The 26680-nt window shown below is 72.0% G+C and carries 35 protein-coding genes; 2 read left to right on the top strand and 33 right to left on the bottom strand.

Translation table 11 applies throughout. The annotated features are described in order from the left end of the window. Positions 1 to 113: 113 nt before the first annotated feature. From DB32_RS29595 to DB32_RS47260, 10 genes are read right to left on the bottom strand one after another with little or no spacing between them, the layout of a single operon-like run. Positions 114 to 326, bottom strand: a complete 213-nt coding sequence (locus DB32_RS29595; protein WP_053236001.1) for a hypothetical protein — start codon at positions 324 to 326, stop codon at positions 114 to 116. Continuing rightward, positions 323 to 736 (bottom strand): hypothetical protein, encoded by a 414-nt coding sequence (locus tag DB32_RS29590; RefSeq protein WP_053236000.1) that lies wholly within the window; start codon positions 734 to 736, stop codon positions 323 to 325. Before DB32_RS29590 ends, DB32_RS29595 begins: the two co-directional genes overlap by 4 nt. Beyond that, the gene (locus DB32_RS29585; RefSeq protein ID WP_053235999.1) at positions 733 to 957 is read right to left on the bottom strand and encodes a hypothetical protein; all 225 of its coding nucleotides are present in this window, start codon (positions 955 to 957) and stop codon (positions 733 to 735) included. The genes DB32_RS29590 and DB32_RS29585 overlap by 4 nt, the downstream gene beginning before the upstream one ends. Further along, positions 954 to 1589 carry a hypothetical protein gene (locus tag DB32_RS29580; protein WP_157069535.1) on the bottom strand — a complete coding sequence of 212 codons (636 nt, stop codon included), beginning with the start codon at positions 1587 to 1589 and terminating at the stop codon, positions 954 to 956. Before DB32_RS29580 ends, DB32_RS29585 begins: the two co-directional genes overlap by 4 nt. A gap of 5 nt (positions 1590 to 1594) precedes the next feature. After that, positions 1595 to 2017, bottom strand: coding sequence for a hypothetical protein (locus tag DB32_RS29575; protein ID WP_053235997.1), 423 nt, complete (start codon positions 2015 to 2017; stop codon positions 1595 to 1597). Positions 2018 to 2060: 43 nt separating this feature from the next. After that, positions 2061 to 2660: an SGNH/GDSL hydrolase family protein gene (locus DB32_RS29570; protein WP_053235996.1), complete on the bottom strand. Its 600-nt coding sequence runs from the start codon at positions 2658 to 2660 to the stop codon at positions 2061 to 2063. After that, the gene (locus DB32_RS29565) at positions 2660 to 3388 is read right to left on the bottom strand and encodes a hypothetical protein (RefSeq protein WP_053235995.1); all 729 of its coding nucleotides are present in this window, start codon (positions 3386 to 3388) and stop codon (positions 2660 to 2662) included. Before DB32_RS29565 ends, DB32_RS29570 begins: the two co-directional genes overlap by 1 nt. Before the next feature lie 39 nt (positions 3389 to 3427). Further along, the gene (locus DB32_RS29560) at positions 3428 to 3727 is read right to left on the bottom strand and encodes a hypothetical protein (RefSeq protein ID WP_053235994.1); all 300 of its coding nucleotides are present in this window, start codon (positions 3725 to 3727) and stop codon (positions 3428 to 3430) included. A gap of 28 nt (positions 3728 to 3755) precedes the next feature. After that, positions 3756 to 4691 carry a hypothetical protein gene (locus DB32_RS29555; protein ID WP_157069534.1) on the bottom strand — a complete coding sequence of 312 codons (936 nt, stop codon included), beginning with the start codon at positions 4689 to 4691 and terminating at the stop codon, positions 3756 to 3758. A gap of 50 nt (positions 4692 to 4741) precedes the next feature. Next, a complete protein-coding gene (locus DB32_RS47260) occupies positions 4742 to 5074 on the bottom strand; it encodes a hypothetical protein (protein ID WP_157069533.1) in 333 nt (110 codons plus the stop codon). A 314-nt stretch (positions 5075 to 5388) separates the two neighbouring features. On the opposite strand from DB32_RS47260, the gene DB32_RS29545 reads away from it, so the two are divergent. Further along, positions 5389 to 5778 carry a hypothetical protein gene (locus DB32_RS29545; protein WP_053235991.1) on the top strand — a complete coding sequence of 130 codons (390 nt, stop codon included), beginning with the start codon at positions 5389 to 5391 and terminating at the stop codon, positions 5776 to 5778. Here DB32_RS29545 and DB32_RS29540 read toward each other — a convergent pair whose 3' ends face one another. From DB32_RS29540 to DB32_RS29480, 15 genes are all read right to left on the bottom strand, one after another. Next, positions 5779 to 8475 (bottom strand): hypothetical protein, encoded by a 2697-nt coding sequence (locus tag DB32_RS29540; RefSeq protein WP_053235990.1) that lies wholly within the window; start codon positions 8473 to 8475, stop codon positions 5779 to 5781. It abuts the gene before it with no gap. After that, on the bottom strand, positions 8472 to 9251 hold the full coding sequence (locus tag DB32_RS29535) for a hypothetical protein (protein ID WP_053235989.1): 780 nt from the start codon (positions 9249 to 9251) through the stop codon (positions 8472 to 8474). Before DB32_RS29535 ends, DB32_RS29540 begins: the two co-directional genes overlap by 4 nt. Beyond that, entirely contained in the window at positions 9251 to 10765 is a 1515-nt protein-coding gene (locus tag DB32_RS29530; protein WP_053235988.1) for a hypothetical protein, read from the bottom strand. Before DB32_RS29530 ends, DB32_RS29535 begins: the two co-directional genes overlap by 1 nt. Positions 10766 to 10772: 7 nt before the next feature. Continuing rightward, positions 10773 to 10940: a hypothetical protein gene (locus DB32_RS47255; protein ID WP_157069532.1), complete on the bottom strand. Its 168-nt coding sequence runs from the start codon at positions 10938 to 10940 to the stop codon at positions 10773 to 10775. A 170-nt stretch (positions 10941 to 11110) separates the two neighbouring features. Then, positions 11111 to 11692 carry a hypothetical protein gene (locus DB32_RS29525; RefSeq protein WP_053235987.1) on the bottom strand — a complete coding sequence of 194 codons (582 nt, stop codon included), beginning with the start codon at positions 11690 to 11692 and terminating at the stop codon, positions 11111 to 11113. A gap of 26 nt (positions 11693 to 11718) precedes the next feature. Further along, positions 11719 to 12954 (bottom strand): hypothetical protein, encoded by a 1236-nt coding sequence (locus DB32_RS29520; RefSeq protein ID WP_053235986.1) that lies wholly within the window; start codon positions 12952 to 12954, stop codon positions 11719 to 11721. Between the two features lie 9 nt (positions 12955 to 12963). Then, positions 12964 to 13503, bottom strand: a complete 540-nt coding sequence (locus tag DB32_RS29515; RefSeq protein ID WP_053235985.1) for a hypothetical protein — start codon at positions 13501 to 13503, stop codon at positions 12964 to 12966. Between the two features lie 10 nt (positions 13504 to 13513). Then, a complete protein-coding gene (locus tag DB32_RS29510; protein ID WP_053235984.1) occupies positions 13514 to 13987 on the bottom strand; it encodes a phage virion morphogenesis protein in 474 nt (157 codons plus the stop codon). Positions 13988 to 13991: 4 nt separating this feature from the next. After that, a complete protein-coding gene (locus DB32_RS29505; protein WP_053235983.1) occupies positions 13992 to 14438 on the bottom strand; it encodes a hypothetical protein in 447 nt (148 codons plus the stop codon). Between the two features lie 34 nt (positions 14439 to 14472). Continuing rightward, entirely contained in the window at positions 14473 to 14964 is a 492-nt protein-coding gene (locus DB32_RS29500; protein WP_053235982.1) for a hypothetical protein, read from the bottom strand. A gap of 85 nt (positions 14965 to 15049) precedes the next feature. Then, the gene (locus DB32_RS29495) at positions 15050 to 15991 is read right to left on the bottom strand and encodes a Mu-like prophage major head subunit gpT family protein (RefSeq protein ID WP_053235981.1); all 942 of its coding nucleotides are present in this window, start codon (positions 15989 to 15991) and stop codon (positions 15050 to 15052) included. A gap of 55 nt (positions 15992 to 16046) precedes the next feature. Next, complete coding sequence (locus DB32_RS29490; RefSeq protein WP_053235980.1) at positions 16047 to 16475, bottom strand: hypothetical protein; 429 nt, start codon at positions 16473 to 16475, stop codon at positions 16047 to 16049. Between the two features lie 38 nt (positions 16476 to 16513). Further along, positions 16514 to 17038 (bottom strand): hypothetical protein, encoded by a 525-nt coding sequence (locus DB32_RS47250; RefSeq protein ID WP_157069531.1) that lies wholly within the window; start codon positions 17036 to 17038, stop codon positions 16514 to 16516. Continuing rightward, positions 16981 to 18261 carry a phage protease gene (locus tag DB32_RS29485; RefSeq protein ID WP_053235979.1) on the bottom strand — a complete coding sequence of 427 codons (1281 nt, stop codon included), beginning with the start codon at positions 18259 to 18261 and terminating at the stop codon, positions 16981 to 16983. The genes DB32_RS47250 and DB32_RS29485 overlap by 58 nt, the downstream gene beginning before the upstream one ends. Before the next feature lie 6 nt (positions 18262 to 18267). Next, positions 18268 to 18882, bottom strand: coding sequence for a phage head morphogenesis protein (locus DB32_RS29480; RefSeq protein WP_053235978.1), 615 nt, complete (start codon positions 18880 to 18882; stop codon positions 18268 to 18270). 111 nt (positions 18883 to 18993) lie between these two features. On the opposite strand from DB32_RS29480, the gene DB32_RS47245 reads away from it, so the two are divergent. Continuing rightward, positions 18994 to 19161: a hypothetical protein gene (locus DB32_RS47245; RefSeq protein WP_157069530.1), complete on the top strand. Its 168-nt coding sequence runs from the start codon at positions 18994 to 18996 to the stop codon at positions 19159 to 19161. Here DB32_RS47245 and DB32_RS29475 read toward each other — a convergent pair. The 8 genes from DB32_RS29475 to DB32_RS29440 form a co-directional block, all read right to left on the bottom strand. Then, positions 19158 to 20912 carry a phage portal protein family protein gene (locus DB32_RS29475; protein WP_053235977.1) on the bottom strand — a complete coding sequence of 585 codons (1755 nt, stop codon included), beginning with the start codon at positions 20910 to 20912 and terminating at the stop codon, positions 19158 to 19160. The genes DB32_RS47245 and DB32_RS29475 overlap by 4 nt on opposite strands. Positions 20913 to 21134: 222 nt before the next feature. Further along, on the bottom strand, positions 21135 to 21362 hold the full coding sequence (locus DB32_RS29470; protein ID WP_053235976.1) for a hypothetical protein: 228 nt from the start codon (positions 21360 to 21362) through the stop codon (positions 21135 to 21137). A gap of 262 nt (positions 21363 to 21624) precedes the next feature. Beyond that, entirely contained in the window at positions 21625 to 21810 is a 186-nt protein-coding gene (locus DB32_RS29465; protein WP_053235975.1) for an excisionase family DNA-binding protein, read from the bottom strand. A 12-nt stretch (positions 21811 to 21822) separates the two neighbouring features. Then, a complete protein-coding gene (locus DB32_RS29460) occupies positions 21823 to 22308 on the bottom strand; it encodes a hypothetical protein (protein WP_157069529.1) in 486 nt (161 codons plus the stop codon). After that, complete coding sequence (locus DB32_RS29455; RefSeq protein WP_053235973.1) at positions 22254 to 23240, bottom strand: hypothetical protein; 987 nt, start codon at positions 23238 to 23240, stop codon at positions 22254 to 22256. Before DB32_RS29455 ends, DB32_RS29460 begins: the two co-directional genes overlap by 55 nt. Next, entirely contained in the window at positions 23237 to 24241 is a 1005-nt protein-coding gene (locus DB32_RS29450; protein WP_053235972.1) for a hypothetical protein, read from the bottom strand. Before DB32_RS29450 ends, DB32_RS29455 begins: the two co-directional genes overlap by 4 nt. 13 nt (positions 24242 to 24254) lie before the next feature. Beyond that, complete coding sequence (locus DB32_RS29445; protein WP_053235971.1) at positions 24255 to 25874, bottom strand: terminase large subunit; 1620 nt, start codon at positions 25872 to 25874, stop codon at positions 24255 to 24257. Next, positions 25871 to 26416: a helix-turn-helix domain-containing protein gene (locus DB32_RS29440; RefSeq protein ID WP_083457915.1), complete on the bottom strand. Its 546-nt coding sequence runs from the start codon at positions 26414 to 26416 to the stop codon at positions 25871 to 25873. The genes DB32_RS29445 and DB32_RS29440 overlap by 4 nt, the downstream gene beginning before the upstream one ends. Positions 26417 to 26680 lie beyond the last annotated feature (264 nt).

Raw genomic sequence — 26680 nt, 5'->3', positions numbered from 1 at the left:
GCGCAGGTGCGGCCGATGCCGCGCCGGACGCTCGACGTCGAGCACGCGCTGCAGTTGCGGATGCGACGCGCTCCACGGCGCCGGCCGCTCGCCTTGCCCCCGGCGCCGGCTCCTCACGCGACGCGCTCCATCGTCTCGGCCAGCCGCTCGAGCGTCATCGTGCGGCGCAGCCCGCCCGCCTCGACGGTCACCCGCGGCGTGCCGTCCGCGTGCGTCGCAGCGACGCGCCAGGTCGCGCCGTGACCGTCGCGGTACCGCGTGCCCACCGCGGGCAGCGCGGGCGTTCCTGCGCGCTCCGCGCGCCGCTCTCGACGTGCACGGCTCATCGGTGCACCTCGCAGGGGTTCGTGCCGTCGCGGCAGAGGCGGCCGTCGCAGTCGCAGCCGGGCGGGCAGCACGCCCGCGGGATGGTCTGCGAGCTCCGCCGCACGCGCTCGCGCTGGACCTCGATGCGTGCGACGGCGGTGGTCGCGTGCGAGACGGCGCGCGATGCGGCTGCTGGCGCCGAGCTCGCCGCCTCCATCGCGGTCGCGCTCTCGCGCAGCGCGCGGATCGCCTCGGTCGGGACCGCGTCGGCGTCCTCGCTGCGCGGGTCGCGGCTCGACACGACAACCTCTTCGCGCGCGACTGGCGCACGCGGCGGACCGAGCGCGACCACCTCGAGGGCGTCGCGGTCGATCTGCGGCGAGTGCGTGAGGATGCGGCGCAGGTGCCGCAGCGCGTCCTCGTAGGTCACGGCTCGCGCTCGCTCTTCGGCCTGCGCGCGTCGACGATCATCGCGCGCACCTTGGGGAGCACTGGCGTGAGGTCGGGCTGCGCGGCGAGACGCTCGAGCGCCTTGCGCGTCGCCTCTTCCTCGCTCGCTCCGCCCTCGATCAGCTCGGCGATCATCTTCGCGAGCGGCGTCGCGACCGCGAGACCGATCTCGAATCCACGAGCTACGACGTCGGGGCTCATCGCGCACCTCCAGGGAACGGGACCGATGGAACGGGAACGCCGAGCGCGCGGAGCGCTTCGAGCACTGGGTCGAGATCGCGCGCGACCGACGAGGCGATCACGTCGAGGTAGTCGACGAGACCGGGCGTCTCTTCGCCGCCGCTCGCCAGGACGGCGTCGCGGTACGCGTGCGCCGGCGCGATGAGCGCGTCGCGCGCGGCCGAGACCGGCACCATCGCCCGCTCGACGTCGTCGATGCACTGCGTGCGCGCGTCGCCGTCGTCGCCGGGGCAGCGCTCGAGCATCGTGCGCGTCGCGCCTTCGATCGCGACGTCGGCGCCCGCGAGCGTGGCCATCGTCATGCGCGCGGCGATCGCGTGCTGTCGCAGGGGCGACGCCCCGCACCCGCTCACCACGCCGCCGAGCGCGATCGCGCCGAGCAGCATCAGCAGGGGCGCTGCGGGAGGCGCCCCGCCGTCCCCGCCGCCCGAGCGGAGCGCGATGCCGATCAGCGTCGCGATGAGGCCGTTCGCGCCGAGCAGCAGCGTGCGCGACTCGGGCGGCGCGAAGATCGCGATCAGCGTGAAGAGCACGCCGCCGCCGAGCACCAGCGTCACCGCCTGCCACGTGAGCAGGGCCTTGATCTTGTCCATCTCGATCACTCCTCGCCGGGCATCGCCGGCACCAGCTCGATCGCCTCCGGCATCTCCGGCGGCGTCATCCCGCGGCGGCGCATCTCGTTGAACACGCGCTGCGCCCACTGACGCAGCGCGCGCGCCTCCGCCTCCGCGCGCTCGGCGCGCAGCTCGGCCGCCTTGAGTCGGTCCTCGTAGCGCTTGAAGAGCTCGACGTTCGTCTGCTCGCGCGCGATCTCGAGCTGCACCTCGTCGCGCTCGGTCTGCGCCTCGATGCGCCGTGCTTCCGCGCGCGCGAGCTGCGCGGCGGAGCGCTTCTCCCACGCCACAGCGAGCGCGTCGGAGATGCGCTTGATCGCGCCGGGGAGCACGCGCAGCAGCGCGGCGAGGCCGAGCGCGAGCGCGCCCGATCCCCCGAGCACGGGGGCGAGGTCAGCGACTTCCATCTCGAGTCCGTTCTGCGCGCCGCGCGCGCCGTGGATCAGCGCGTCAGACCAGCACCGGGATGATCGCGGCCGCGAGCGCAGCGGCCATGAGGTCGTATCCAGTCGGCCCGTCGATCGGGTGCACGTTGTCGGAGCGCACCGGGTCGCCGACGTCGACGAACGTCACGCCCTGCGCCGTGCAGAGGTCAGGCAGACCCGCGTTCGCGATGTCGATCTGCGCGTTGTAGGCGGTCGCCGGGATCGCGTTGCGCAGGATCTTCTGCACGAAGATCGCGGCGTTCGGCGCGCCCGCTTGCGCCTGATCGATGCGCGTCTCGAGCATCGAGAGGATGGTCGCGCCGCTTGCGCCGCCGTTCGCTGCGTCGTTGATGCCCCAGCCGATGATGATCACGTCGGGCGCGTAGCCCGCGCACCACGCCTGCCAGTTCGTGGTGAGCGTCCCGCTGCTGCCGCTCTCGTTCGCGAGGCCGCGGTGCGAACCCGTCGCATCCGAGAAGAGGCCGCACCACTCGATCGGCTTGCCCGCCGCGAGCGCGAGCACGCCGAGCGGCCTGCGCCAGCCGCCCGTGAGCCCGTCGTTGCCGACGGTGATGCTGTCGCCGCCGGGAAGGACGCGATTGCGGCCGGAGATCCAGCGCGCCATCACGTCACCTCGACGAGCGTGATCGAGCCCTGTCGCGTCAGCGTGCAGTTGTCGCCGTCGCGGTCGTGCCAGTCCGCCGAGCCGACGAGGTCCTTCGCCTCGAAGTGCATGTCCTGCCCCGGCATCGACGGGAACTCGAGGCGCGACGAGCGCGACATGATCGCGGCGGCATCAGCCGCGACCTGTTCCGCCGTGAGCTCCGTGGGTGACGCCGAGAGCGCAATCACGCCGATGTTCGGGTTCGCGAAGCCGTTGCTGTAGAAGCGCCCGATGCGCAGCACGTCGCTGCCCCCGGCCGACACCATCGCGCCGCTCGTCGCCGTGCCGCTGCCGATCTGCTCGCCCGCGATGTACGTGCGCGCGAAGCCGGCGCCCACGGTGACCGTGAAGTGCGCGACGAAGACCTTGCCAATGTCGCCCGCGCTGAACGTGAACGGCGGCGTCCGGAGCGACCCGAGCCCGGCGATCGCCATGTTCAGGCTGCCGGTCGGCCCGTTCAGACCCGTGCCGATCGACCAGCCGCGCGAGCCTCCGCCCGCGTCGCTCCGCACCGCGAGCATGCGCGTGCCGGCCGTGATGGACAGGAGGTAGCCGACGAGGCGCAGCGTGCCGAGCTGCCCGCGCCCGAGCCCCGCGGTGCCGAGGAAGTAGTTCGTGTCGCTCCAGCCCGCGGCGTAGTGCGTACCGAGCTCGCGCGTGCCGCCGCCGACCCCGCGCGCCCCGCGCATCCGATTGAGTCCGAGTCGCCGCGACATCGACGTGCCCTCTCAGAGCGCGACCCAGGTGATCGTCGCGTCGGCCGTGTCGCCGCGGATCGCGCGGAAGTGCGTGATGCCCGAGAGCAGGTCGAGCACGTAGTCCTGGTCGGCCGTGAGGTATTGGTCGTTCGGCGTCGCGGCGCCGACGCTCGAGTCGCCGAAGCGGATGTGCGCTTTCGCGGTGGCCTTGAGCCAGAGCTTCGTCGCGCCCGACGGGATCGCGTTCGCGGCCGACGAAGCCGCACCCGCGGTCACCGGCGTCTGCCCGGGGCCGGGCGCGTTGATGCGCAGGAGCGCTGCCGTGCTCATCGAATCACCTCGTGTGGAAGGGGAGGAATCAGGCGAAGGCGGGCGCGAGGAACGAGATCGACTGCACCTCGATCGTCGATCCGACTGCGCCCTCGATCGCGACACTCAGCCCATCGAACGCGGCGCCGCGCAGGCCGTCGCTCGTGCTCATGTCGTCGGCGTCGATCGTGACGTCGACGGGCGTGGTCCAGCCGAGCGTCGTCCCGCTGACGTTGATGACGGTCGTCGCGCCGCCCTTGGTGCGCGTGAGCCGGATGTGCCCCGTCCCGGCAGCGCTCATGCGCGCGTACGCGGTCACGCGGACCGTCGCGGTGGTCGCGCCCTCACGGACAACCTGCCCGAGCAGCGGGAGCGGGAGAGGCGTCAGCGTCGTGTAGCCGGTGCCGCTCTTCGACGGGTTGCCGGCGTCGCCGTAGAGCAGGTGCGCGAGACCTGCGCGGCGTGCGTCGATCGACATCGCCGTGATCCCGCCGACGCTCGCGCCGGCGATGCCGCTCGCGATCGGCTGGCCGCTGCGAAGGGACGCGGTATCGACGCCTTCACCCCCCGCGGCGTCGAGCTCGGGGCGATCCTGCTCGTAGACAGTCAGGCCTCGAGGCGAGAGGGCGCCGCTCTCGCCCGCGATGAGCTGCAGCGTGAGCTCGGTGAGCCCGCTGCCAGGGCTCGAGACGTCCTCGACGATCACGTTCAAGCCCGATGCCCCGGACCTGGTCGCGCCGCCGTTCACGCGCAGCTGGAACGGGGGGATTCCGGCGTCGACCGACGCGTGCGCCTCGATCAGCCACACCCGCTGAAGCGCTGTCGCGCGCGTGTCGACGCGCATGCGGTAGGTGATCGTGTCGGTGTCGGCGAGCCCTGGGTTGTTGAGCCGCGAGTAGGGCACGAGCACGGCGCCCTTCGCCGCGAGCCAGTTCGCGAGCGCGCCCATGTTCGCCCACTCGCGCGTCGCGACGGGCGCCCCCATCACCATCGGGAGTTTGCCGGGCCACGGCCGCGTGCGAGGAAGCGTCGCGGTCATTCGACGTCCCCCTGCCACTCAGCCGCGGACACGCCGTCGATCGAGAGGGTGCCGGCGGTTCCGCTCGCGTAGAGGTGGAGCGCGACGAGGCACTGCTCGACGGCCGCGGGGTCGCCGTCGTGGTCGATGGTTGCGGTCGTGGCGATGCACTCGCGCGCCTGCCCGGCGCTCATCCGAAGCAAGCGCGCGTCGGCGATCCACGCGGCACTCGTGGCGGTCTCGCCCGTCCACGAATCCGCAGCACCGCCGAGCGCGGTGAAGCTACTCAGAGTGCGCTCGGGGCGCGGCCGACCGAGGAACGCATACACGTCGACCGCGCCCGCATCCACGTGGAGAGCGATCCCGACGCGGATTGCGAACGGGCGCCCGTCGTGCCGCAGCGGCGCGGGCCACGGCCCAAACGTCGCGACGTGCCGAATCTCGTCGTCGGGCGCGAACGTGATCGGCTGAAGGCCGAGCGTCGCGTTCGCCGACCAGCACACGCGGACCTGTCCGTAGCTGTCCGCGGCGTGACAGAGGTTGCTACGCAGGATCCGCGAGCGCATCGGGTCGAGCGCGCCATCGGCGGAGAGCGACGCTCCACGGATGAGGCCGATCCACTCGGCTGTGCTTGCGCCCAAGGTGCACCTGTTACGCTTGGCGGATGTCTCGCGTGATCACACTGTCTCTTGCGCTCGCGCTTTTGGGGTGCGCCGAACAAGAGCGCGGCCCCTTCGCCGACGACCCCTGGGTCGGCGAGTACACCGGCACGGTCGACGAAGCGGAGCGCCCGTGCGGTGGCGAGTGGACCCGGCGCACCTACGAAGCGTCGGCTTCGGTCGTTGCGACCGAGGACGACCTCGTTATCGCCGCGCCCGACTTCCTCGAGTGCGACGTTTCGCTCGCCGCCCAGGCGGCGGAATGTGAGGGCGTTGCGTACGTCGTGACGAACTCGACGAGAGACGACGCGGGCGTGACGCTTGAACTGCGAGCCGACTACAGCGCGGGCGACTGCCGCACTCGAACAATCACGTTCGTCGGGACGCGCGACTGATCACGGCGCGAACTGACGCGCCGACTCCTCGCCGTCCGAGAAGCCGATTCGTGCGTCCGAACCAGCCACGAACGCGTAGCGCTTCTGGCGTGCGCTCGGCGGCGTGGTCGCGGCACGCGTGATCAGCATCCACGTCGACGCGCCCGGCGTCCATCCGCCGGGTAGGTCGACTGTGACGACGTACCCCGTCGCGCTCACTACCTCGCCGTCGACGACGGTGGGGCTCGCGTCGTCGAACTCCTGGACGAACACGACGTCGCCGGCGACGAAGTGGTCGGCGGCGTCTTCGCCCGACGCGAACGTGCGCGCGTCGAGCGTGATCGCCCACGTCGTGCCGGCCGTGTTCGTCTGCCCGGTGACGAGACCCGCGGGCGCGTAGCCCGCGATGCGGCGCGCGTCGACAAGCACAGTCAGCTGGATCTTCGCGCCGTACCAGTCGATCTCGCGCGCAAGTACGAGACCGATCTGACCGTCCATCCCACGCGCGCCGCTCTCGTTCGGCAGATGCCGCGTTGAGAAGGAGACGGTGCTGCCGAGCAGCGCGTCGATTGCGGTGAGCGGGACCTCGCACGTGACGTAGGCGTAGGGGCCCGAGAAGATCCCAAGGACCGTCTGCGCCACTTCCATGACGTCATCGGGCGTGATCGGAGGCCCGATGTACGCAGAGCGCGGCTCGATCTTGAGGATGCGCGCGGCGGGCGCGCGCCCGTAGCTGCCTGCGTCGCGCACGGTGAACGGCTGCCCGACGGCCTCGCCTTCGCGCGCGTCGTACCCGCCGACGAGCGCGAGCGTGTTGGTTTGCCCGAGCGGAGATCGCTCGTAGGTGGGCCAGCCGATCAGCGTGTCGCGGTCGATGACGAACGTCGCGGCCTCAGTCGCCGACGCGAGCCGCAGCCGCTTGATCGTGAGACGTCCCTGCGAATCGAACGCGAGGAAGTGCGAGACGAGCTGAAGGTCCGGCGTGAGCAGGTCCGCGAGCGCGATCGCCTCGAACGTCGTGTACCGGCGTTGCGTCGCGAGCGCGCTCGCGCCCGCGTACGCCGCCTCCCACTCGGCAGCGTTCCAGTCGCCGGGCTGGATCATCGGCTGCGCGCCGAGGTTCACCTGCTCGGGCGCTTCATCCTCGAGCGCCTGCATCAACGTGAACGTGCCGAGCCCCGAGCTCGTGGACGTCGCACCGTAGGAGCGGCCGAAGCGGATCGAGACCGGGAGCTCGGGCGTGAAGAAGTGGAACCCGGGATCATCGGGCGACGACCCGCGCTCGAGATCGACTGCCCGGCGCGCCGGATCCGAGCCGACCACGCGGTAGCTCTTCTCGGTGTCCGTGTCGGACCACTCGACGAGCGCTGTCGAGCCCGCGGGCGGCGCGGCGACCGCGCCTCCGAGGAAGATGCGGTACGCGGGCGAGTCGGCCTCGAGCGCGGTGTGGGTGCGAGCGATCTCGGGCGTGCCGAAGATGCCGCGCGGCACCTGCCCGCCGCCTCGAACGCTTCCGTGCAAGTACGCGTAGTAGTCGGTCCCTGCGACGATGGTCGTCTCGGGGAGGCCTTCCGGCGCCGTGTCGCTCGTGTAGAGCGCGGGGATGAGAAGGCCGTCGCACGCGGGACCGCGCGGCGATCCGAACGTGTTCCCGCTCGAGCTCAGGATGATCGCCACGCCGTCGGGGCTGCCACCGCTGTACACGCGAAAGCGGAACGCATTGCCGTACGGCTCGATGAAGACCGCCGTGTTCCATCCGGCTGTCGCTGCGTCGATCTCGGACTGCACCGTCGCCAGGAATTCGTCCTGGCTTTCGAAGAAGCCGTCGTGCGACGCGCTCGGGAACTCGATCAGCGGGCGCTCGGAGCCGACGCCCCAGATCCACGCGGCGCTGCCGTGGTCGGTGTACTCGACGTCTGGATTCCCTGGCTTGCGCTGCAGGCTGAGCCGGAACGGCTCCGCCGCCGAGTACCTGATCCCGCGCGCGCCCGTCTGCTGGTCGAGCCCGACCCCGAGCTCGGCGTCGAGGATGCTCGAGATCGGGTCGAGCATGATCGACCACTGCGGCCCGCTCATGCGCGGCGAGCCGCTCACGACGCCGAGCCAGCGCTGCGTCCCGTCACCCTGCGGATCGTCGCCGCGCTCGTAGAGGTGCAGCCGCACGCGGCGGCCCTGCAGGACCGTGACGCTCGACGTGACCTCGGGATAGCGCAGCGTGCTCCCGATGCCGACGTAGTGATGCTGCGCGATCGTGTCCCAGATGCCGCGCGTGCACCCCGTGAACGTGCCGTAGGTGGCGCTGCCGATCGTCGTGGTGCCGAGGCCGGTGTATCGGATCGCCTCGGTGTCGATGTGGAGCACGCCCGACGTGGGCCAGCCCGCAGTGCTCGCGACGACGATCGCCGTATCGTCGTGGTCGACGGTCTGCGTCAGCCACGTCGTGTGCTCGGGCTCGGCCGCGAGCGCGCGCGTGACCTTGCCCCCGACGTCAGCGAGCTTGATCGTCGCACCCTTGGCCTCGAGCGTTGAGCGCTGCAGGTGTGCTCGCTCAGTCGTCTTGAAGCCGTCGAGCTTGAGCGACTCAACGCGCACACGACCGTCGGCCGCTGTGCCCGCCATCTCGGGGCGCGTGACGAACTCCACGCCGAGGCCCTCGATCGACGCGCGCGCGGACAGCGTCCCGCGGCCGGTCGCCTTGAGCATCGCGAGGTTCGTCATGCTGCCTGGATGAAGCGCGTCAGGAAGGTGATGTCCCAGCGGTCACGCCAGTCCGCGACGACAGGTGCGCGCGTGCGCAGCGAGAAGGTCGCGCCCTCGGCGCGGAGCATGTAGACGCCGAGCGAGTCGCCCGCCGCGAGGTCCTCGTACACCTTGAAGCGGTGCGTGCCGCGGACGTGGCGGAAGAAGTGATGCCAGGTCCACGGTGCCGACGAGCTCGCCGCGCTCTCGAACGTCAGCGCGTACGGTTCCATCGGCTGCGTCCAGTCGGACCAGAGTTCGGTCGTGTCGCGCGCGACTGCGTACGGAATGCCGCCGTCCGAGACGGCTTCCTGCACCACGTCCTCGTCGGGCTCGTAGGGCTCCGACACCTTGCTCCACCCGTCGAGGTTCGACTCGATCAGGTAGTAGGGGAGCACGTCGCTCACGTGCTCGTCCGCGGCGCCGAGGTCCCCGCTGAAGCCGAGCGCGCGACGAAGCGCGAGCCCCGCCTCGCCCGTGAACGTGAGCGAGAACGCCGACGAGGCCGAGACCTCGTACTGCTTCAGCGTCGCGTCGAACCCCACCGTGAACGACGCGTCGAGCTCGGCCTGTAGCTGCGCCTGCAGCTCCTCCGCGAGCCGCATCGCGCCGTCGCCCTCCCAGCCGCTCGTGCCCGCGGGCGCGTGCGACATCGGCCCTTCGGAGAGCGTCACCGTGCCCGAGACGAAGCCCCCGACGACGACGCTCATCGGCGTCTCGCGCGTATCCCACGCGGTGAGGTAGACGTAGCCCATCAGGACCACCGCGCATCGGCTTCGCGCACCATCGAGCGGAGGTCGCGCCCGAGCTCGGCGCGCGTGCTCGCGGTCACGACCGGCGAGTTGAAGTTGATGACGGTGTCGCCGCCGCGTCCCTCGCTCTCGGCGCGCTCCTCGGGGCCGCTGGGCTTGTCCTGCGAGCTCGCGCTCGGCTGCGACAGCACGGCCGCGCCCGCACCCGCCGCGACGGCGACGGCGCCGTAGGCCAGCGCCGCTGCGATGTGCTGCGCGCCGCCCGCGTAGTCCTGCGTCGCGAACGACTCGATCGCCGCCGCCGCCTCATATGCCGCCTTGAGCGCAGCCTGCTCGCTGATGAACTCGAGGAAGCTCGCGAGGAGCCCTTTGAAGGCGTCGCCCGCGGACTTCTCGCCAGCGATGATCGCGGTGAGGGCGTCGGTGAGCCCGCCGACGATGACGCCGGTGACGGTCTCGTACGACGCGATCCGCTCTTCGGTCGCGGCCTGCGCGCGCCGCGAGGCCTCGTCCTGCTGCTGGACGAAGTCGTCGAGGCGCTCGAGCTGGGCGGCGATGGCCTCCCGCTCGATGCGCTCGTCGTCGAGAGCCTTCTGGTGCTCTCGCTCGGCGACCGTCCGGTAGTACTCCTCTGCCGCTTCGCGTCGCTCGTCCTCGGCGCGCTTCTGCTCCTCGATGACGCGGAGCACCTCCTCGCGCGCCTGCCGCTCGCGCTCGAGGAACGCGATGACGTTCTCCTGCTCGATCTCTGCGCGGGTCGGGCCGCTGCGGCGCTCCGGCCTGGGATCGCGGTCGCGATCCTCCTGCTCCTGCAGAAACGAGATCGCCTCGCGCGCACGCTCGGCCGACTCGGTGAGGTTCTCGATCTGCGCCTCGATGAAGAGGCGATTCCCGCCGCTCGTTTCGAGCTGCTCGATGCGCTGGTCGATCAGCTCGAGCGCGGTGCGCGCCTCGTCGAGCGTCTCGAACGAACGAGCGTTGAGCAGTCGGTTGACGAGCTGCCCCTCATCCTGGAGCCCGACCGACGCGCGCGCGCGCGCGAGCGCCTGCGCGTTGAACGCGCGCATCTGCTCCGCGGCCTCTTCCGCCTCCTCGGAGAGGCGTTGCATCTCCTCGGCGTGCGCAGCGGCAGCTTCTGCAGCCTCTTCCTGCGCGCGCGCCGTGAGCCCGAGGCGATCGCCGATCGCGACGAACGCGGGGATCGCGGCGCCGATGATCCCGCCGACGAGCGCGCCGCTCGGACCGAAGGCGTTGCCGAGCTGCGCGGTCGCGGCGGCGGTCTGCGCCATCTTCGCGAGCAGCCCGACCCCGCCGCCCTCCGCGCCGAACTCCGCGGCGAGCGACTGCACCGCCGACGCGGCGCTCGCGAGCTTCGTCGTGAAGTCGATCGCCTGCGTCGCGGCCGCGCGAGAGGCGCGCTCCATCTCTTCGAAGGAGTCGGCGACCTTGCCCGCTTTGCGCGCAGCATCGTCGGCGCCGTCGAAGCGGATCTCGACGGCGATCTGCTCCGCGGCCATCGGGCCCTCACTTCGGTGGAGGTGGTTTCTTCGGGCGGCGCAGTCGCGCTTCTTCGGCGCGCGTCGCGAGCAGGGCCATGCGGTAGACGCCGAGCGCGTCGACGAGGACCGCTGGGCTGTCGTCGCTGACGAGGGCCGGGAGGTTCCCGTCCTCGATCGCCCACGCGAGCTGCATCACCTCGGAGACGAGGGCGTCGTAGAACGCGCGCCAAGGGCACGTGTGCGGGCGGTAGCCGGTGACGCGCTCGATGGCCTCGAGGTGCCCGTGCTCCGGCGCGTGCTGCGGCTGCTGGCGGTGTTCGCCGTCGCAGTCGCATCCCCAAGCGTCGCGGAGCTTCCCGAGCTTCAGCGGCTTTCCGGCGCGGGTTCCCTGGCTGCTGCGCTGGCGTCGGGTGAGCTCGACGAGCCGGTCGTCCGCGCCGCACGGCGGCGCTGCGATGCGAGCGCCGCTGCCGTCATGGCGTCCCGACAGGTAGCCAGCAGCGGCACATAGAGCGGCCTGTCGGGGGCGCAAAAACTGGCGGCGACGATCACCTGACCGACGTGCTGGATGTCGTCCTCGGAGAAGACCTCGAGCTCACGGTCGCCGAGCGGACGCGGCTTCGCGCCCTCGCTCGGGCGCACCCACGTCGAGTGCCCGCCGTGCTCGTCGGCGAGGTGCTCGACGCGCGTCACGCAGAGCGCGAACGCGCGCTCGTGCCGATCGGCCTCGGCACGTCCGCGCACGTCACGGCGCTCCGCCTGCGAGAGCGGGCGGCAGTGGAACACGGTCGTCTTCTCGCCAGGGAAGACGGCGCCATCGAGCAGCGCGACATCGCGCTCTTGGATGAACTGGATCCAGCGCTCCTGAGGGATCGCATCCGGATCGAGCGCCGGATCGTAGGTGCGGACCACCTTGAAGGCGCCGCTTCCGCTGCCTCGTCGCATCCCATCCTCCTCTTGACCGCACCGCGTCAGACGACGTGGATGCGGAGCGGCGAGCGCGCGAGCTCGGTCGTCGCGCCGCCGACGTCGGTGTCTCGCCGGGCCTGCCACTGCACCGCCTGCGCGGCCTCACCAGCGGCGCCCGCGACGCGCTGCGGCGCGATGATCTGCACCGTGGGCGCGTCGTAGACGATCGTCGCGCCGGCGTCGTGGCCCTGCGCGTACCAGATCGCGTAGTCGTCGCGGTTCTTCCGCGCGTTGAACCACTTCGTGTCCTCGAAGGGCTCGGTGAACGAGCCCGTCGCGGGCGGCCCGGCGCGACCCGGCACCCATCGATCACCGGTGGGCGACGTGCGCTTCGTGAACACGAGCGACGGCTGGAACTCGATCGCGCTCGCGTCGACCTCGTCGCTGCTCGCGTGCGCCGACGTGCCCACGACCCACGCGCGCATCTCACCGCCGCAGCCGACGATCGGGTTGTAGGCCGAGTACGACGCGTCGCCGATGTCGCCGGTGATCGTGCCCTCGAGCACCTCGTCGCTCGCGATCCAGTTGATGAACTCGAAGGTCCACGCGATCGTCGGCAGGTCGCCGCCGCTGGGATCGAGCGAGAGCTGCGCGCCGGTGCACTGCCCGTTGAGCAGTAGCCAGCGATCGTCGCTCTCGCGCCCGGCGACGAGGAACTGCAGCGTCGAGGACGGGTTCTCGGTGAAGTAGTACGTCGCCCCGCTGAAGAGCGGCTCCGTGTCCAGCGGCGCAGCGCTGAAGGCCTTCTTGAGCGTGACGACGTTGCCGCTGACGCTCTCGATCGGCCGCCACTCGGGCACGCCGTCGCTGTTGATCCGGCCCATGATGCCGCCCGCCGCCCATCGCGACCCGTTCGCGACGTTGATCGCGGTGGCCGTCGAACCCGAGGCGGCGGTGTCGCCTTGCCCGAGTCGCTCGCCACCCATCGTGGCCTTGAGCAGCAGCCCGAGCGCGCTCGTCACGGCGGGCGTTGCGGCATCCGCGGTGGTGCCCGTCGGCGCGATGTTCGTCGTGAACGTGAGCGTCGCCGTGCGCTTGCACGGGATCTGCTCGCGCCACTCGACGCGGGACTGCACCTGCGTCTGCGGGTCGACCTCCGTCATCTGGAGCTCGACGGTCGCCGTGCCCTCGCGCAGCGGAACGTCGGTGTAGTCGGTGAGGTCGCCGGTCCCGTCGGCGCCAGGCGACGACTCGACCAGCGCACGCACGCGCTGCAGGACGTGAAGCTCGACGGACATGGGGCCTCGTCAGGTGGAGATCGCCGGCCGCGAGATGAGGCGGCCGAGGAAGGTGATCGTCGTCTCGACGGGCTGAGCGCCGTCGTTGATCGCGCCGCGCGGCTCGGTCTGCGAGTCCTGCAGGACGAGCACGCCGGACATGATGTCCGTCGGCGTACCGCCCTCAGTCGCGCTGAGGTTGCCGGGGTACCCGAGCGCCTGCGCGATCACGTCCACGTCCTCGGCGCAGAGCGCGAAGAGAGCGTCCCGATCGTCGTCGCTGAGCTGCTCGATCGGCGTCACGACGCGCGTCACGCGCACCACGAAGACGACGTCGTAGAAGCGGATGTTGCCGCCGACTGGCGGCGACGCAGGTGACGGGCGCTGCGTCGTGATGCGAGCCTCCACGCGAGGCCGCACGAGCGCGCGCGTGAGGATGGCCTCGTCGCCCAGTCCGCCGGGCGCATCGCCGTCGAAGCGGTCGGGCGGCGTGGTGCGCAGGGTGCCGGCGCTGTCCTCGATCACCTCGCGCACGCGCTGAAGCGCCGCGGCCGTGTGCACGTAGGCCATCGCGACCTCGTCAGGTGATGCGGCCGGTGATGATGTATTCGCGGATCTGCTCCGCGACGGCGCGCCAGTGGTCGCCGGCGGGCCCGCTCATCTCCAGGACGGGCGCGGCCGGGTCGCCGGCGAACGGAAGGAACGGACGCGCCGGCACGCGCTTGCTGCCGTACTGGTGCGTCGCGCCGTACACGACATTCGTGCCGACCGAGAGGAGGTTGCCCGCGGCGCTGGCCGAGACGCTGTTCCGCAGGCGCCCCGTGTCGACGAGCGGCTTGCTCGATCCCTTCCGCCGGCGCGCCTTGGTCGCCGGCGCGAGCGGCGCGAAGGGGGCACCCGACGGCGATCGCGACTGGTCGAAGGAGTCGTCGACGAGGGTCTTCGTGTCCTCGGCGATCACGCGCAGGATCGGGCTCAGGTCGCGCGCGCGCTCCGCTGCACTGCGCACCGTCCGAATCGCGTCGTCGATGCCGGTCACGCGGAGCTGCGTCATCGCGTCACCAGCTGTCGAGGTTGTCGATCCCGAGGTGCAGCGGCTTGCTGCCCTCGACGCTCGCGTCGCTCTCGCTCGCGGTGATCCCGCCGATCGCCTCCTCGAGGTCCGCGGCGAGCTCGGGGATCGCGACCGCGCCGGAGCGGATGCCCTCTGCGAGGTTGACCTCGACGCGCCACTGCTCGGGGACCGCGATGCGCTTGCGGCCGTGCGCCTTGAGCACGTACTGCCCGAACGTCGCGAGCTTCACGACCTCGGGGATCGTGCCCGAGAGCGGCACGCTCACCTCGAGTGCGAAGCTGATCGCCGAGTCGACGACGGCCTGCGCTGCCGCGAGCACGACCGCGTCGGCCGCCGCGTTGTACACGCCGTCGTCGGTGAAGAGCCTTTCGCGCACGGCCTGCCCGCCGATGAACGCATCGATGTAGCTGGTCTCGATGTACGCGGGCATCGGCGGGCTCCTCGCGCGTTCGAGCGCGGCGCGCTCAGCTCTTCTTCGTCGTCGCCTTCGACGCGGGCTCGTCGACGGGGGCGCTCGGCTGCTTCAGCAGCGAGACGAGCTGCGCGAGCACGCCGTTCGTCATCCGCTGCTCGGGCGTGAGCGGCGGCGCGATCCCTTCCTCGACCACCTCGCAGGCGGTGAGCACCGGCACCGAGCGCTGCGTGATCTTGTAGAACTCGGCCTCGACCGAGCCGCCGTACGTGCTGTCCGAGAGGCCCTTCTCGGCCCACGCCTTGAGCCCGCGCTCGTGGCTCGCACGCGCGAGATCGAGGATCCTCCGATCCTCCTCCGTCTCGACGAGCGCGCGCACCGCGACGACGCGCGACGCGGGCACGTCCACGAGGTGCGTGCCGTGCGGGACGAGCGCGCCCTCGATCGCCTGGTTCGTCGGACGCACCGTCACGCGCAGTCGCGTGCGGGTCTCGTACGCGCTGGTGTCGCGCTGCGTGCCGGCCTGCTGGATCACCGTCTCCATCGTCATCCCTCCGCTCCGAGCTCGATCGACGTCGAGCGCGGAGCGCAGAGGGCGGACCTCTCGCGAGGCCCGCCGTGCGCGTGGATCACGACGGCTTGCCGTAGATCGTCGGCCAGAGGCCGGCGCCGAGCGCGAAGTCCGCCTCGACCGAGCCCACCCACTCGTCGCGGTAGAACCGCGAGTAGGTCTTCTCGTCGTCGAGCGGGATCGGGGTCGGCGCACGCGCCTCGCCGAGCACGAGCGGGCGCAGGCCCGGCTTGCTGAGGTCCATCAGGTACCAGCAGCCGGAGCGCACGCGCGGCGACACGACGACCGTCACGCGGCCCTCGTACACGTTGCGGATGGTGACCGCCGCGACGCGCGTGCCCGAGTCGAGCGAGCCGTCGCCGGCGACGCCGACCGGCTTGTCGATGCCGGCGATCTCGAGCGCGATCGCCTCGTTGTCGACGCCGACGACGAGGTGCGTCGGGCTCATCTCGAGCGGCTCGCCGTTGCCCATCGTCCACGACTGCATCGCCTGGATCCCGGCGCGGAAGCTGGAGTGCGAGAGCGCGTTCGAGGTCGTGTTGCTCTGCGTCGCGCCCGCCGCCCCGTAGGGGTGCGAGCCCGAGATGAGCGCCACGCCGTCGAAGCCCGAGGGGTTCGAGTAGAGCATGTCGAACACGGGCTTCTCGAAGTAGCCCGCGACGGCGCCGCCCATCTCGCGCGCGATCGCGCGGCCGATCGCACCGGTCGTGTCGTGCCGCACCTGGAGCGCCGGCAGGCGGATGCTCTTCTCGTACGGCTTGACCGGATAGCTCTTGCCGTGTGCGCGCAGGTCCTCGAAGCGCTTGCTTCCGACCCACTCCCGTACCGTGCTGCCGCTGCCGAGGAAGGGTGCCTCGAGGGTCATCCCGCTGACCGGGACCTTCTCGCAGATGAGGTCCGAGAGGACCTGGCCCGGGCGTCCGAAGAGCGCCTCGAACGACGCGATGAACGCCGTGTTCGCCGCGGCGTACTTCGACGAGTAGTCGACGATGTCCGTCATGTTCCTGTGTCTCCCGTGAGCGAGTGAGTGCCGTTGGGTTCAGCGCGTCAGTCGCTCAGGTCGCGAGCGAGCCGCGGAAGACGCACACGTGCACGTACGCCTTGCTGTTGCGGTAGGCGACGATGCGCCCCACCGGAACGTCGTTCGTCCCCTCGGTCGCGCCGGCGACGGTCTCGTCGTCGATCAGGACCGCGTCCTTGCCGACGTCGGTGATCGCGAGGTTGGGCGCGGTGAAGCCCTCGACCTGGCCGTGGCGGAGCTTGATGTCGACCGCGCCGTTCGCGCCGCCGGTGTTGTTGCCGCCGCCGTCCGCGACGCCGACCACCTCGACGCTCGCCGCGTCCGTCCCGACCGCGCCGTAGCCCGACGAGTTCCGGACGATGATCGAGCCGTTGTACCAGACCGCGTTCGCCGCCGCGGGGATGGACTCGGGGCGGCCGTCCTCGCCGTAGACGTCACGCACCTTGTTCGCGCTGAGAGCCATGTCGTGTCTCCGTTGTTCGTGTGATCAGCGGAGCGCGATCACGCGCTCTCGCGGGCCTTGGCGACCGCGGCGCGCGCCTTGTCGGCGACGACCGCGCGATCGGTGAAGAGGCCGGTGCCCCAGAGAGCCTCGGCGTGCGTGCGCTCCTCGGCGTCGAGCGACGCCCACGCGTTGCCGCTCGCCGCGACCTTCGGGTTGCCCTTCGGGCCCTTCGGGTCGAGCGGCGTGACGCGCGTGGTGGGGACCGCGGGCGGGAGGCTGTCGGCGAGAGCGACCGCGCGCGTCGGGTTCTCGAGGTGCAGCGCGCGCATGTGCTCGCGCGTCACGTCGTGGATCTTCCCGCTCGTCACGAGCTCGTCGGCGAAGCGGTCCGCGGCGGTGATCTTGTCGGCCTCGGCCTTCGCCTTCTCGTCGGCGTCGATCTTCGCGAGGCGCGTACGCGCCTCGGTGAGCTCGCGCGTCGTTGCGCCGAGCTGGGCGAGGACCGCGCGCATGGAGCGGTCGCTCATCGCCGCGCCGCCGGCATCGGCCTGCGTGCCGTCGGCGGGCTGCGCGCTGGCCATGCCCGCGAGCTCGTCCTTGTGCGTGTCGATGAACGCGAGCGCGCTCGCGACATCGGGGACGCCGAGCGCCGCGATGAGCGCCTGCGTGACCGCGATGCCGTCCTCGGGCGAGACCTCGGCCGCCTGCACCTGCGTCGCGGGAGCGTCCGGTGCGGGGGCACCGCGGGCGGCGCGCCGGCGGGGGCGCTGAGAGCCGGCGGGGGCTCGCTCGCGGCGGCCGGCTCGCTCGGCGGGGGCTCGCTGGAGCCTCCGCCGTCCTGCGCCTCGGCCATCTTCGCGACCGACTCGATCAGCGCGGCGAGCTGCTCGCGCGTGAAGTCGTCGCCCTCGATCTGCTCGAGCGCGGTGAGCAGCTGCTCGCGCGTGATCTTCGTGCCCTCGGAGAGGGCGAGCCGCAGCACGTCGTTGCGGCGGATGCGACGGTCGGAGAGCGCCGGGCCCTCGGTGCTCGTCGCGAGCATGTCCTCGACCTTCGCGGCCTGCTGGAGCGCGCCGAGCGCGTCCATGACCTTGAAGTACACGTCGTCGCCGTCGGCGAGCGTGATCTTCAGCAGCGTCGCGATCTGGTCGAGCAGCGCCTTCGCGCCGGACGAGAGCTGCACGCGGGTCTTCTTCGGCTGCGGCTTGGTCTTCGCGCCCATCTGAGTCGCTCCGTTGCTGGAAGTTCGCGGGCGCGCGGACAGCCGGATCGGCTCCTGCCCGTCGATGAAAGGAATGTTCGTGAGCGCGACGCTCAGGAGGCGCGCGTCGATCTCTTCGTCGGTCTTTCGATCGCGCGCAGCGAAGTCGACGACGACGCTGCAGAACCGGTACTCGCCCGCCTCGATCAGCGAGGCCGCGCGCGCGGTCCACTCGACGTACGCGAAGAGCGAGTCGCCCTCGACGGCGAGCGCGTGAATCCAACCGGCGGCCGGCACGGGCTCGCCGCTCGGCATCATCTCGGTGGCGTGCTCGTAGTCGAAGACGAGCTCGTTCGCCTGCGCGTCGAAGTTGCGGAGGATCTCCGCGAAGCGGTCGCCGTCGAACGTGAACGTGCCGGCGCGGTGGCCCTCCCAGGTGCCCTCGTACACGAGGTGCACCCACGAGCGCTTCGAGTCCTCCGCGACCATCGCGCGCCGGACCTCGGGCACGAACGCGGGCCCGGGGCGCGCGTCCATCACGAGGCGCGCAACGAGGCGCACGCCGCGCGAGGCAGACTCGCGCGGGACGTCGTAGGCGTGCATCGGTCGTCAGAGCTCCGGTGCGGGCGGTGCGTCGAACCCGTCGTCGGCCCGCTCCGGCGGGTCGTCGATCACGCGGCGCGCGTCGACGTCGCGCGCGCGGCGCAGGACCATCGAGCATCGGCAGTTGAATCCGTTGGGCGGCGCGATGCGCTCCCACGCGGCCGAGTCGACGCGGTACACGGTGCGGTCGAGCGCGACGTGCGCGGGCCTCACGCGGTTGTCGCCGGCCGTGCGGTACTCGACGTAGGGCCGAGCGGCCGCGAGGTCGGGGTCGCTCGCGATCGCTTTGATCTGCCGGTAGCGGCCGGCGCCGTACGCGCCCTGGATGTTCGTGCGGAAGACGGTCTCCAGGTAGCCGGTCGAGCCCGGTCCCGCGACGACCTCTCCCGCGCCGAGCGCGCGCGCGAAGTCGCGCAGCGTGCCGCCCTGCTCGAGCGCGGCGACGAGCGCGTCGTAGGCGCGCCGCACGAGCTCTTCGGTGAGCAGCCGCGACGCGGTGAACGCGCGCGTCCGATACGCGTCGGAGAGCGCGTAGAACTCCTCGGGCGTGAGGATGCCGAGGCCGCCGCCCTCGATCGTGCCGCGCCGGATGAACTCCTCGATCGCCTCGAGGAAGGGCATCCGGAGGAACGGCGGGAGGTCGCCGTCGGCGAGCGCGCGCGTCGGCGCGTCGCCTTCGAGCTCGACCTCGACGACGAAGAGCCGGCCCGCGAGGTCAGCCTGCAGGGCGGGTTGGTAGATGCGCTCGACGAGCGCGGGGTCCTGCTCGTGCTCGACGGCCCACCGCTGCCACAGCTCGAGCGCGCCTTCCGCGGTGCCCGCCTCTTCGGCGAGCGTGGCGAGCTGCTCTCGCGCGGGAGCGAGCCCGCGCAGCGCCTCGAGGACCGACTGCGCGACTAGCTCTTCGGGCCGTCCGATCCGCCGAGCAGCGCCCGCGCGAGCGGGCTCATCTGCGAGCGCGAGGACGTCGGCGTAGTCGGGGAGCGCGGCGCGCTGGTCGTCCGAGAGGACAGGGCGCGCGAGGCTCTCGCCCGACTCGCGAGAGATGGCGTACCGGAGCCGCGCGGCGTCGAGCCGCTCGCTCCGAAAGGGGGCGGCGCCGCCCCTCCCGCGGGCGCCTGCTGCACGGGCTCGCCGTCGGGCGTGACGCTGCCCTCCTCGACGGGGCCGAGGATCTCCAGCGCCTTCTCGCGCGGGATGGTCGGGAACGCGACGACGATCAGCTCGATGCCGGTCTCGCGCGGGATGAGACCCGATGCGACGTCCGCGACGATGCCCTTGAGGGCGTCGATCTGCGCGCCGTTCAGCGCCGCGTCGGCGACCTTCTCGCCGCCCTCCGGAACGCCAGACGGCGCGCCAGGAGTGGGGAGCGCAGGGAGCGCGGAGGCGCTTCCGCTCACGGCCGGGATGCGCTTGTCGCCGCCCTTGCCGGGCCCCCACGCGGGCAGGCCGTCGCGTTCGCGCGCCTCGTCGTAGGTCGCGCCGCCGATGTCGATCAGCTTGTCGCTGACCGTCGCAGTGTCGCCCTCGGGCTGGAGCTTCAGGGTCGGCACCGGCGGCATCACGCCGTCGAAGAGGTGCCGGTTGTGGAAGCAGAGCCAGTAGAGGACGTCGCGCCGCCACGAGCCCGCGAGGAACCGCGCGTCGCCCTGCGAGCGCTCGAGCCGGACCTTGCCGTGCTCGGTGCCGAGGGCGCGCGAGCCGCTGTCGCCGACGTCGACGGTGAGCGTCGCGCCGAGTAGCGCCTTCGCGTAGCCGCGCTCGAAGCGAGCGCACAGCGTGTCGAACACATCGGCGCCCGTCATCGCCGACTCGAGCATCTCGATGAAGGTGCCCTCGTCGACGACGGCGACGCCGTCGTTGCGCATGCGCTCGAGGATCGCCTTCCCCTCGCGCTTCACGTCGCCGCGCGTCGAGGCGGGGACGCGCATGTAGAGGAACGGGCCGCCGTGCCGCTCGCCGGTGGCGAGCCAGTACTTGATCACCCAGCGGTGGAAGAGCCAGTACCACGCGATCGTGCGGAACTCGCCGCTGCGCACCGGGTAGCTCGCGCGCGAGCGCGGCACGTGCACGAGGAACTTGCCGGGCGGGAGCTCGAGGCCCTCGGAGCCGTGCTCGCCCATGTCGTACAGGCGGAGCTTCCACGTCTCGTCGAAGCGCAGGCGCGCGGCGCGCACCCACTCCGCGTCCGAGACGACCCACGCGCCGTGGTCGCGCTTCCAGATGAGCTCGGCTGCCGACCAGCCGACTCCGATCGCGTCGAGCGCGTCGAGCCACGTGCGCTCGAGGTCAGCCATCTCGAGCATCGCTCGGCGGCAGAACTCGGCCGCGCGCGCGGCGTACCGCTGCGCGATCGGATCTGGCGAGTAGCCCGGTTCGAGATCCCAGGGCGCGCCTGCGACCGCGTTGCGGCGGGTGTGATAGATGCCGAAGAGGTCGGCGTCTTCGACGAGGTACTCGCAGAAGTTCGCCCAGTCCTCGGTGCGGCCGTCGTCGGCGCTCTTGAGGATCGACGCGAGGCGCTCGGGCGTGATCGCTCCGAAGCGCGGCGTCGTCCACCGCGAGCGCAGCTCGGGCCCGACGATGCGCGTGCCCTGCGCCGGGCGCGACTCGGGCGCCGCGGCCGGCGTTGCTGCGTCGGTCGTCGCCATGATCGCTCGTCGGCGTTGGCGACGTGGCGCGAGCGCCTACGTGCCGGAGAGGGTCGGCGCGCGCCGTCGGGGATGGGGACGACGGGCGCGCCGGTGAAGTCTCGCGAACCTGCCAGCCCGCGAGACCTCGGACTCTAGCGTTCTGCCCGTCCCGAACCCCGCCGACAACATCAGTCGTGCGGCGAGAGCGGCGAGAGCGGCGGAATCGACGGCCGAGCGCCGTCAGCGGCGGGCGAGCCACGCGCCGAGCCACGCACCGACGTCGACGTCGCAGACGATGATGACGACGACCATCAGCACGAGGGTGAACGCGCTGAACGTCGCCACCAGCTTGAGCAGCTCGACCATCACGCGAAGCGCCACCGCGCCGTCGACGGTGACGCTGTGCTTGCCGACCTTGATGCGGATCGTGTTGGGGATGCGGGCGGGAGTCCGACTGCGATTCGTCATGTCCGCGCGATTCCGGGTGCGAGCGCGCGCTATTTCGGAGCGACCGCCGCTCAGTCCCGCAGCGAACCCGCGGAGAAGCGCCGCGTCTCTGCGCTCCAGTGCGCAGCGCGTCGCGCTCCACCACGACGTCGTCGTCACCCACGCGTTCCCGCTCTCGACGTGGCTGTGCACGTCGTTCGAGAGACGGGAGCTCTGCCGTCACGTTCGCCTTGATCTTGTCGGCGGTGACGTCGGCCGCAGCGACTCGTCCAGCGGAGGCTGCTCACCGCGTCACGGTCGTCGATCCGCCGCGCAGCTTGAGCAGCGCACGCTCGACCCACTCGGCGCTGACCTTCCACGTGCGGCCGACGCGCACCGCTGGGATGCGCCCCGCCTCGCACTGCCGACGGATCGTGTCATCGGAGTAGCCGAGCTTCGCCGCCGCCTGCGTCGTCGAGATCGTCCGCATCGCCCGCCTCCCTCAGCGAAGTCGTACCAGCTCCGTCGACCCGTCGGAGAACTCGACGCGGCATGTCCACGCGGGCAGGTCGTCGCCCTCCGCTGCGGTCTCGATCGGCAGATGTGCGGCGATCGGAGGGCCGCTGGTCCACGCGATCTCGCCGCGCTTGATCGCGCGCTCGAGCGCGCCAAGCACCTCCGCCGGTGCGACGATCCGGACGGGCACGGGGCCGATCGCGCGGATGGCGTCGACCGCATCCGCGAGGTGGCGCTCGACGTTCTCGTTCGTCAGCGGCGGCGCGCTCGACACCGTCTGCATCACGGGCGGCGTTGGGTCGAAGAGGAACGCTCCATCGACCATCCCCACGCCCGCGGGGATGCGCGGGTCGGCGAACACACGCACAGCCCGCGCGGGATCGATTCCGACGTAGTCGGGCCTGAGCTCTCGCTTCGTCATGCGCCCCCCAGAACTTCCCACGTCCACGGTCCGCGCGTCCGCTCCATCCACGTGCGCAGCTCCGCCTCGTGCGTCCAGTGCGTCACGCGCCCGCGGCGGAACGCGCGCCGGGTCGGCGCGCTGTCGACGTAGCGCGCGGCTGTCGCGGGCGTGACTCCGAGCACGCTCGCGATCTCGGCGAGGCCGACGAGCGCGTCGAACGGGATGCGGTCGCCGCGCATCTCGCGCACCTCGCCCGCGTCGACGAGGCGCTGGTAGACCGCCTCGCGCCCGGCGCCCTCGACGAGCTGCACGTGGCGCGCGGTGACGCGCATGCCGGTCTCGCGCTCGAGCGCGGCGGCGAGCTCTTCGTGCGTCACGCCGACGCGGCGGCGGATCTTGCCCTTGCGCCCCGGCGCCGTCGCCTGGTCCACGGGACGCCCGACCATGCGCCACTCGAGGATCTGCCGCTGCACCTCGACGCTCAGCACCAGGTCGCCGAAGACGCGCTGCGTGTCGTACGCGGCGTCGATTGCGCGCATCACGGCGAGCACGTCCTCGCGCCCGGTGGTCGCGCTCGCGGTCCCGCCGCTCGACTGCACGGGTGCCTCGGCGCGGAACGAGGAGCGCACGGGCGCGCCGTCGTCGAGCACCCGGAAGAGGTGCTCGACGGCCCGGTCGATCGACGACCACCGGGGCTCCTGCTCGACGTTGACGTCGTCGCCGCGATCGAGGGCGTCGAGGCGCTCGACGATCGCGACGCTCGCGGGCTCGAGCTCGGCCGTGCCCGGCGTGGTGTAGGGGAGCGGATCGAGGTGCTCGGGCCCGACGATAGCGAGTGCGGTCTCGCGGTCGATCGCGAGCGCCAGCGCTTTCGCGCGGCGCTGGCAGAGGCGGCACGTGACCGCCGCCGCGTCACGGGAGAGGTTGCCGCCCGGGATGCCGCAGAGCGCCTGCGGGAGCCCGCCCTCGGGCGTGCCGTCGAGGTGCACGCGGCGGCTCACGGCCGCCCCTTCCGCTTCGCCTCGTCGGCGCGCCGCGCAGCCTCGATCCCGCGGACGCCCTCGCGCAGCAGGTCGCCGAGCGTGCCGAGCGCCGCGCTCGGTCGACGCGCCGCGCTCAGCGCGATCATCGCGGCGCGGACCGCGCTCTCGACCGCGTCGGCGCGCGCGTGCCGCTCGGCGTCGCTCATCACAGGCCGCGTCTTGCCCGCGAGCCCGCGCAGGTCGACGCGCCCCGCGTGCTCCTCGAGGAAGCCGCGCGCGAGGAGCCACGCGACGGTGAGCCGCTGATCGCCCTGGGCCTCGATGTGCCACGCTTCGAGCGCGACGCGCGTCAGCGGTCCGTGCAGCGCGACGGCGCGCATGAGCTGCACAGCCATCTCGCCGGGCGGGCTCGGGATCGCGTTCTCGACGAGCCTCGCCATCGGCACGAACGCGGGCCGCTCCTCGTCGACGCGCTCCGGCCCGCGTGCCACGGTCTGCTCGTGGGGGAGCCCGACGGCTACGTCTGCGACGCGTGCGGTGTCGGCGTCCGCGCCGAGCCGGGCGTCGTTCCCCTCCGGTGCGGGAGCTGCGGGAGCGACCGACTCACCGCCGTCCGCGTCGAAGTCGACGTTGCGCTCGAGCTCGGTGCGGACGGCGGGATCGTGGTGCGCGCGAGTCTCGACGAAGTGCGCCGACGCGTGAGGAAACGGGAGCGGTAGACCGAGGGCGCGCATGCGCGTCTCCACGAACGACGCCGCATCGTCCACCGTCGCGGCGCGGCAGCGGTGCACATCACGGCGCGTGTACGCCTGGATGCCGTCGTTGTCCTCCTCCGCTGCCGCGGCGCTCGTCGTCGCCCACGTGCGTAGGTGGTTCGCGATGCCGGCGAGCGTGAGCTGCAGCTGTCGCACCTCGGCGACGAGCTCGATGGCCGCGTCGCGCATCGCGCTTCCCTCGTGCCTGCGCCCTTCGTACTCGCGCGCCTGCCACTCGATCTCGCTCAGCCGCTTCTCGTCCATGCCCATCCTCCGCTCACCAGTAGCCCTGCAGCGACGACGTCTCGCGAGTCGCACCCGTCTCGACCGTCCCGGCCTCGTCGCTCGCGCGCTGGCGCACCTGCCAGCCGATCGCCTTCGCGACCCACGCGTCGTCCTTCGCGCCGCCCGCGGTGCCCTTGCCGCGCGCGACGGGCTTGCCGTCGACCTTCACCAACGTGCGGGCCTCGGCCGCGGTGCGCGCGTCCGGCGTGAGCCAGCACCGCTCCTCGATCGCGCGGCGCGAGTCGTCGAAGAGGACGGGCCGCGTCGCGGGCGTGGTCGGCCAGCCGAGGCGCCCGTCGTCGTGCGTGTAGATGCGCGGGTAGGGCGTGACCGAGCTCTCCTCGCGCGTGAGCACGCGGAGCACGGCGGCGCCGTCCTTGTTGCGCTCGGGCGCGACGAGCGCGCCGTTGTACTTCGTGGCGACCCACGCGAGCGCGAGCCCGTGATCGCCCGCTTCGATCGTGTCGCTCGCGAACGTCGCGACCGTGCGCCCCGTGCGCCACTCGCTCACGTCGATCGTGCTCGCGTCCTTGCCGATGCCCTCGGCGACGTCCGCGGCCGCGATGTAGCTGCCGCCCGGCACGGGCTGCTCGTAGACGACGAGCTCGCCGAGCTTGCGGCTCGCGCCGCCCGACGTGACCTCGATCGTCTCGAGGGCGAGCGGCTTCCGCACCTGCTCGCCGAGCCAGTCGGCGCACTCGGTCGGGAGGTACGCGCCTCCCGGCGAGCGGAAGCACGACTGCGGATCGACGGGGTACTCCTGCAGCACGCGCTCGAGCCCGCCGCGCGCGGGGTTGTCGACGAGCGAGCGCCACCACGCGATCTGCTCGTCGTCGCACCCCGCCGCGCGCAGGCGCTCTTCCCACCGGTCGCGCGGTCGCAGATCGAAGTCCGCCGGCACCGCGCGCCGATAGGTCGGGTGCATGTGCCACGGGTAGAAGTGGAGCTTGTACTCACCGCCGCCCGCGAGGGCCGTGGTGCACAGCTCGTAGAAGAGCCCCTGCGACCCGTTCGCGGTCGACTCGATCACGACCTCGCCGCTCTCGGGCACGGCAGCGAGGAGCGCCGTCATCGTGTTCTGCGCCGCGCCCCAGAACGCGACCTCGGTGGCGTGCAGTCGGTTGATGGTCCCCGACCGCCCCTTGTTGTCGGCGCTCTTCTCCGTGCTGCCCGCCTCGACAACGCGGATCGCCGAGTGGTTGTCGGAGAACACGATCTCGCGGCGCGTCGAGTACTTCGGCTTCGGGCAGAGCCCGAGCTCGACGAGCCCGCGCACCATCAGGTGCGCCGCCTGGAAGAGCACCTCGGCGAGCTCGGCGTCCTGCGAGACGATGAGCACCTGCACGCCCTCGTGCGTGCGGGCGTACTGCACGTCGCGGCCGAGCTCCTCGGTGGTGAAGCCGACCTGGCGCGCCTTGAGGATCACGTCGCGCCCGGTGCGGTCGCGCTGGAACGCGCGCTGCTCGGGGTGCCACTTCGAGTAGTCGAACGTGACGATGCCGTTCGCCTTGGTCTTGATGCGCAAGAGCGAGCCGAGCCGGCGCAGGTCGCGCAGGACCTTCGCGGCGTCGCGCGCGACCGCGCGCGGATCGGCTCGCTCCGCCGAGCTCACGTCTCGTCGACGTCCTGCGCGAGCGCGCGGTTCAGGTGGTCGGTGAGGAGCGACAGCGCATCGCCGCCGTGCTCGAGCACGTTGACCTTCGGCAGCCCTGCGCGGTCGAGCACCGCGAGCGCCGCCTGCAGCCGCACCTTCGCGACGCGGGAGTCGGCGCGCGCGAACTCGCTCGGCTTCACGTCGCCCTCGTTGACGTCGAGCGCGTCGGCCGCGGTGTAGTGCATCACGTCGATCACGGTCTGCACCGCGTCGCCGACCTCCTTCGCGAGCTTCGTCCGCGCCTCCTCGAGGACGCGGAGCCGCGCCTGCTCCTCGGTCTCGACCTCGGCCTTCACCTGCTCGCCGAGCTTCGCGGCGGCCTGCCAGCGCTTCACGGTCGTGACGCTGACGCCGAGCTTCTCGGCGACGTGCTTCACGCGCGAGCCCTCACGGAGCATGCGGAGGCCGCGGGCGCGCCGAGCGGCCACGCTCGGCGACGATCCGGGAGCGTTTCGGCCCCTTTCGGCACGGCTCTTGTTCTGCCCGGTCGGCTTCGGCATGGTCACCTCCGCTGCCCTCGGGCAGTCGGGACGCGATCCCCAGCGGTGGCCGGCGGCAAGTCACGGGCGGATGCCAAGGACGGCCGGTCACCGCGATGTCCGGTCCCCGCGGCGCTCGAATAGGGCGGCTCCGGGGGAGAGCCCGGTCGGACCCTCGACGTGGTAGCCCCCCGAGGAGAGCCGGAAGCGGTCGACGGCCGCGCTGCAGGGACGCGGTCCGTTCGCTCACGCGTGTTCGTGGGGGAACGGGGGTCAGCTGCGCTC

Source organism: Sandaracinus amylolyticus (genome assembly GCF_000737325.1).
GTDB classification, from domain to species: Bacteria; Myxococcota_A; Polyangia; order Polyangiales; family Sandaracinaceae; genus Sandaracinus; species Sandaracinus amylolyticus.
Note: the sequence above shows the minus strand (reverse complement) of the source record. Positions and strands in the feature narration are given on the sequence as shown.